3 protein-coding genes are annotated in these 6,544 nt (G+C 37.7%); all 3 read right to left on the bottom strand.

The annotated features are described in order from the left end of the window. Positions 1-67: 67 nt before the first annotated feature. Positions 68-2,398 (bottom strand): RagB/SusD family nutrient uptake outer membrane protein, encoded by a 2,331-nt coding sequence (locus WKT20_RS07675; protein WP_118164450.1) that lies wholly within the window; start codon positions 2,396-2,398, stop codon positions 68-70. Between the two features lie 26 nt (positions 2,399-2,424). After that, positions 2,425-5,730: a SusC/RagA family TonB-linked outer membrane protein gene (locus WKT20_RS07680; RefSeq protein ID WP_118164448.1), complete on the bottom strand. Its 3,306-nt coding sequence runs from the start codon at positions 5,728-5,730 to the stop codon at positions 2,425-2,427. Positions 5,731-5,834: 104 nt separating this feature from the next. After that, the coding region (locus WKT20_RS07685) for a phage integrase SAM-like domain-containing protein (RefSeq protein ID WP_445323272.1) at positions 5,835-6,544 on the bottom strand (710 nt) is incomplete at its 5' end.

The raw sequence follows: 6,544 nt of genomic DNA on the forward strand, positions 1-6,544 counted from the left end.
TTGGTACATAAACAAGAAAAGTCCGGCATAACACCGGACTTTTCACTCACTTCAGTTATTTATTAGTTTAATAACCATAATTTTGATAAGCCTTTTTACCCGCATTATCTAATAATACATTATTATCATCTGTCAGCATATCCAAGAATGACTGTGGGAACGGTTTCAAAGTCATATAATTCTGGAAACCACCTTTAGGCTGACCATTTTGCCCATCTGTTCCCAACAAATTATCCGAAGTTTCCCACGTACCTGTCTGATAAGTAGCATTCTGCATATTTGCCGCCAGCTGGTTATGCCATTGAATACGCGCGGCCTGCACACCTGCATGGTGTATAACCCCATAATAAATCATTTCTTGGTTAAATTCACGAGCATATTCATTATAAATAAACTCCAAGAAACGCTTTTCGTTTGTATTGGCAGACGGACAATAATTTTCAGCCAATGAATGTGCTGATGTACCATCCCAATAACTTGCGTCAACTTTTATCTTATCATAACAATCAGCTGCAACAGTATAAGGATAATGTGACTCTGTTGATGACAAGACATGATTTCCTGCATACAAATCTGCAAAACGGGCAATTACCTCAGCACGATTTTCTCCAGCTTTAAATGCAGCACGCTGTCTCAACGCATTAATATCGTCAATAGCTTCATTATATTTTCCTTGACGTCCGTATGCTTCAGCCCTTACCAAATACATCTCAGCAGAACGCATTACAGGTACATCTCGCCCACCATAAAATGAATTCTTTCCTGAACGGTTCGGGTCATGATACTTCTTAGAAGTAGGTACCCCTGTATTGGAACTCTTTTCCAGGCCATAGAAACTAGCTGTATTCTTAAATGTATAATTATCACCATTCTTCACGATTTCCGGACGATAATAGTATTTGTTGCCATCTTTCATCCAACGAGCATAAAGCACGTAAGGCTGAGCATCAGCATCTTCTACATTAATAGCAGTCTCTTTTGTGTTCTCAAGAATAGCATAAGCAAGGTCACCTGTACCCATCTTATGTTCTCCAGCTACAGCAGAACGCCCTCCCCAAGATTCACGCGTATAATCTGCTTTATATTTATTATTAAATGTATTTGCCTGAGCCTCAGTCCATACATAAGTCTTATTCTCTGCGCTATTATATGAATAATAATCAGCATTAGCACTCGGAGTAGAAGCCCCACTTGTATTAAGTGCGGTTTTAAACTCTAACCAAAATGATTTCTGATAACGGGAATCATTTACCTTATCGGTAAATACATCCAATCCAAAATCATTATTATGGAAATAATTAGCTGGTTTAGTCGGATATTCCCAACAATAATCAGGGATACCATACTTTTCATCTACTACATTCCCCACAAAAACAGACAGGATACGCACTCCATAACGGTAGTTATCTCCACTCTCTGAGAATATGGCGTTCAGCACATTCTCCGATGTTTTTTCATTTGAAAAATCACCTAAATCATGACGGAACAAATCGTAATAATCATAAGCTAAAGGGTGAGCATTTATCACCTGTGTAGCATAATAAATACAAGAATCCAAATCGTTTGTACCTTTCCCCTTATATAGCATTCCTAAATAAGACTGAGAATTCGAATTATCAATCGTACCATCTGCTTTACGTCCGTAAGCTTCAGTTCCATACTCCTGTCCTTGAACACGATTCAAATAGATTTTAGCCAACAAATGAGCAGCCGCATATTTTGTAGCACGACCATATTCTGCATCTCCATAAGATTCAGGCAAATGTTCAAAAGCATAACGCAAATCTCCAATCAACTCTTTAAACATCACTTCCGCAGGAGTACGTTGATAATTATAATTGGCAGGTAAAGACGTACTGCTTTTCGTAGAAAAATAAACATCTCCCAAAACCGTATTCATACCATAATAACAATATGCACGATTAAAAAGAGCTTCTGACAAACGTTGAGCAGCATACTCTGAATCACTTGCATATCTTCCTTCTGTCTTGCCAGAACGGATAGCTTCAATCGCTTTATTACAGTTATCAATAATCGGATAATTATTTATCAGGAATCCGTCAGATTGCTTAGACTGAAATCCCATATAATAATTCGTTTGAGTACCAATTTCCCCAGTAGCACTCCATTTAGAGGTAGAAAACTTATTCAAGTCATTATTTCCACTTGCGCGAGCACAATCATGCCCTGTCTCAAACATAAAAATACCCTCACTATTTCCCCAGTTTACACGTTCCGCATTATAAGTGCCCACAATCAACTGGTCCAAACCTTGTTCCGTATTCAAATAATCCTGGGTGATAGTCGCAACCATTTTCTCTTCCAGAAAACTGTCTGTACATGAAGCTAACGCAGTGGCTGCCACACCCATATATATATAGTTTTTTATCTTTTTCATAACGCTATAAATTAAACAAACAATTATTAGAAGCTAAATCTCAATCCCAGCACATAACTTCTTGTAATACATGTATTATTAGTCTGACCACCAATATGGTTTCCTGCATCCCAACCGGTAATATCATCCGGATTGATACCTGCTTTCACAAGCTCGCCTCCCCATAAGAACGGATTCAGGACCTGCGCATAAACCGAAGCACTACTTGCACCAACCTTCTTCAAGAACTTTTGAGGCAATGTATAAGAAAGAGCGATATTCTTTACCAATACCATGTTCCCTTTTGTATAATTACGTACGTAATCATAAGTCGTAGTTCGAGTTGCAGTAGTAGGTTGAGCAAATTTAGCTCCAGTATTATTAGGAGACCATGTGTCACTTTCTTTACGACGACCTATAGTTTGTGTCAAACCGTAATATGTATTTCCAAAACGGAAGTAAGTGAAGAAACTAAAGTTCCAGTTTTTATAAGTAAATGAGTTATTTAAACCACCTGTCCATTTGGGAGATTTGTTATAGAATACTTTGTCATCATCATTAAATGTACCAAATCCATTGTCCAGATAAGTCACCTCTTCTCCAGAATCCAGCGTTACCGTCTTGGAATTCTCTGTTCCTTTCGGCACTTCCACCAAAGGCTGATCCACAATCTTATATTGCCCTGCCAGGAATGTCAGCTTACCAATTTTAGAATACAACTCCATCAAGCGGTTATCTTCTGGAGTGTCCTGCCACATACGATCATATTGATAATCCCAGAACACATTAATAGGTTCACCTACTTTCCAAGGGCCATTAGAGTCAAAATCTACATCATTTGCCAATTCTGTAATCTTTTCTTTATTCAATGAGAATGTCCAGTCTGTTTGCCAAGTAAAATCCTTTGTTTTTACGTTAATTGTAGACAAAGAAACTTCAAACCCACGGTTCTCTGTTTTTCCGACATTACTCAGGACCTGACCATACCCTGTAATTACAGGAATTGTTTTATTCATCAACAAATCAGAAGTCTTTGCAATATAGTATTCCAAGCTACCAGAAATACGATTATTCAACACTGCAAAATCCAATCCCACATTTAATGAGGCCGTTTTTTCCCATCCCAAATCATAATTAGGCATCACATTGGTCTTTGTTCCTGTTGTATTCTGAGAGATATTCCCTACACCAAATGGTATATTGGCATATACGGAAGTTACAGATCCACCTGTCTGGTAAGGAGTCACAGCGGAGTTACCCGTTACACCATAACCCACACGTAGTTTTAACTGATTAATCCAATTCACTTTCTTAATAAATTCTTCCTGTTCCATACGCCAAGCCAAAGCTGCAGAAGGGAAGAAATCCCATTTATTTCCACTTGCCAACATAGAAGCTCCATCGTAACGTCCTGTCAAAGTCAACAAATATTTATCCATCAGGCCATAGTTAATTCTTGCCATATAAGAAGCACGAGACCAAGTAGAATAACTTGAACCCGGACCATATTTGGAGTTGTTTGACTGGCCGATGTTATACCACAAAGAAGTTGGATAAACCACTTCATAAGCTCTAACATACAATCCTTCAGATCTACTTCGTTCTGCAGATTGCAACAAAGTGACATTCAAAGAATGTATATCTTTAAAATTCTTATTGATATACACCAAGTTCTCCAAAGCCCATGACAAATTCTGACTCTGATTATTGTACGCAGCTCCAGGAGCTGTAGAATCAAATCCATAAGGATTAGAAAAATCTTCTCCGTAAAAACTTCCTTCACGTGAGTTTCTATACTGAGCACCTAAGTTTGTTCTCCATTTCAACCAAGGCAAGATTGTAATTTCTGCATAAGAAGACATATTCACTCCATAATAGCGATATTCATTCTGAGCCGAATTAATATTACGTACAATATTATGTTCCGCATCTCCATCATTCGTTATTAATACAGTTCCATCCTCATTATATGCCGGTGTCCATGGCATCAGGTTCATTGCCAACCCGTATGAATCCTTAGCTACGGTATTTGAAAAGTTACTAACAATACCATAATTCTTAATAGACGTATTTGCATTCAGACTCATTCCAACTTTCAACCATTTCATAGGAGTGATTTCTCCATTCAAATTAGCTGTATAACGCTTATAATCCTGGTCTCTCATTGGTGATTCCTGACCTAAATAACCTAATGAGAAATAAAGTTTAGCAGTTTCTGTACCTGCAGATAAAGAAATCTGATGAGTATGAGTTACCCCTGTACGAGTCGCAAGTTTTCCCCAATCTGTAGTCGGAAGCTTAGAAGCATCATACACAGGCACCATATCGGCATAACCCATAGCTCTTTCTTCTGCTGTAGATTGGCGCAAAACAGGAGTTCCATCAGCATTCAACTGATAAGCTTGTGCCACTCTTCCATCCATATAAGACTGAGTTCCCAACCATAAAGCACGGTCTCTATTCGGATCCGGTGCTGTGCCATAAGCACCATTATAAGTTCCACCATTAATTGCAGACTGCCGATTATAATCCAGCAGTTGACCTGCATCCATATAATCAGTAGTTGAATTCAAGCGACTAAAGACCACTGAACCATCATAACTAATAGTAGTTTTTCCTGCTTTTCCTTTTTTAGTAGTTACCAAAATCACACCATTCGCACCACGAGAACCATAAATAGCAGTAGCAGAAGCATCTTTCAGAATTTCCATAGACTCAATATCAGATGGATTAATATCAGAAATAGAGCCTGCTGTCATTGGTATACCATCAATTACATAAAGCGGATCATTATTAGCTGTAATAGAACGATTACCACGAACACGAACCTCACCTAACTCTCCAGGACGGTTATTTGAAGTAATATCCACACCTGTTACCTTACCTTGCATAGCCTGCAAAGCATTCTGTACAGGTCTGTCTTCAATCACTTTACTCGTTACACGTGCCATCGCACCAGTAACGTCTGACTTTTTCTGCACACCGTAACCTACCACAACAACTTCATCGAGTACTTCAGTATCTTCTACCATCGTCACATTGAATGTAGTTTTTCCTTGTACTGGAATCACTTGAGTCTTGTAGCCCACGAAACTGATTTCAAGCGAAGCATTGTTTGGTACATTAGATAAGGTAAACTTACCGTCAAAGTCAGTAATGGTACCGTTGGTAGTTCCTTTTACTACTACGCTCGCACCAATTACAGATTCCCCACTTTTGTCGAGTACAGTTCCCGACACTGTCTTGCCTTGTGCATACGCGCCAATCGCGATGATAGACAACAAGGCCAAGAAGAACAAACGTTGCAGGCTGGAAGCGCAACGCATCAGACTAGAACAATTTCTGTCTTTCATACCTCTAATTTGGTTAAGTTAAACAAAAGTTAGTTCTAGTCTTAATACAATTGCTTGATTATTAGATGCTAAAAATTGTTACTATGTAATTATGAAGAATAACTTTAAAAAAGTTCATCAAAAATTCTTCTCATCGCAATATCGGCATGAGAACGCATAACTCTAATATAATTGCCTATAGGACGGTTACTTTTCATACTATGCCCAATACAATATTCAATTGTTTCTATTTGTATTCCGATATTATATCCATGCTGGGCGAAGGATTTTCTAGCAGAATAATAGGAAATAGAAGAAGTAATTCCTGCTTCACGAGCTATACGGGTAAGGTAACGATAAATTAAACTATAAACCTTATTGTAACTCTCATAAGGGCCAAACTTCAAGAAACCTTTATCAGTTCTATATTTTGAAATAATTTGTTGTGCCTCAGGTTGAATAGAAAAAACGATTTCATTTTCTCCATGTTTTGTTCGATAAGTTTTATGCCTTATGTAGGATAATATCAGATTGTTTTCCTCGAAATGATAATCTAATAAATCTTTTAGATTAATACCTCCTAGATAATATGTCAGCATAAATAAATCTCGTACGATTAATAGATTCTGTTCTTTTAATGAAACATCTCGCAATGATTTTAATTCATCAACTGTTAAATCAAGATTTCTGATACGAGAAGAAGGCAATATACATGCAGCAAATGGGTGGACTTTATAATGAATATAGTCCATTTTAATAGCATAATTAAGGATAACTTTTATCAGAGTAAGATAAATACGGACGGTTGTACTGGACAGTTCTCTTTTTTCTAGAA

Source organism: Phocaeicola sp. ICN-14070 (assembly GCF_037892625.1).
Classification (GTDB): Bacteria; Bacteroidota; Bacteroidia; order Bacteroidales; family Bacteroidaceae; genus Phocaeicola; species Phocaeicola plebeius.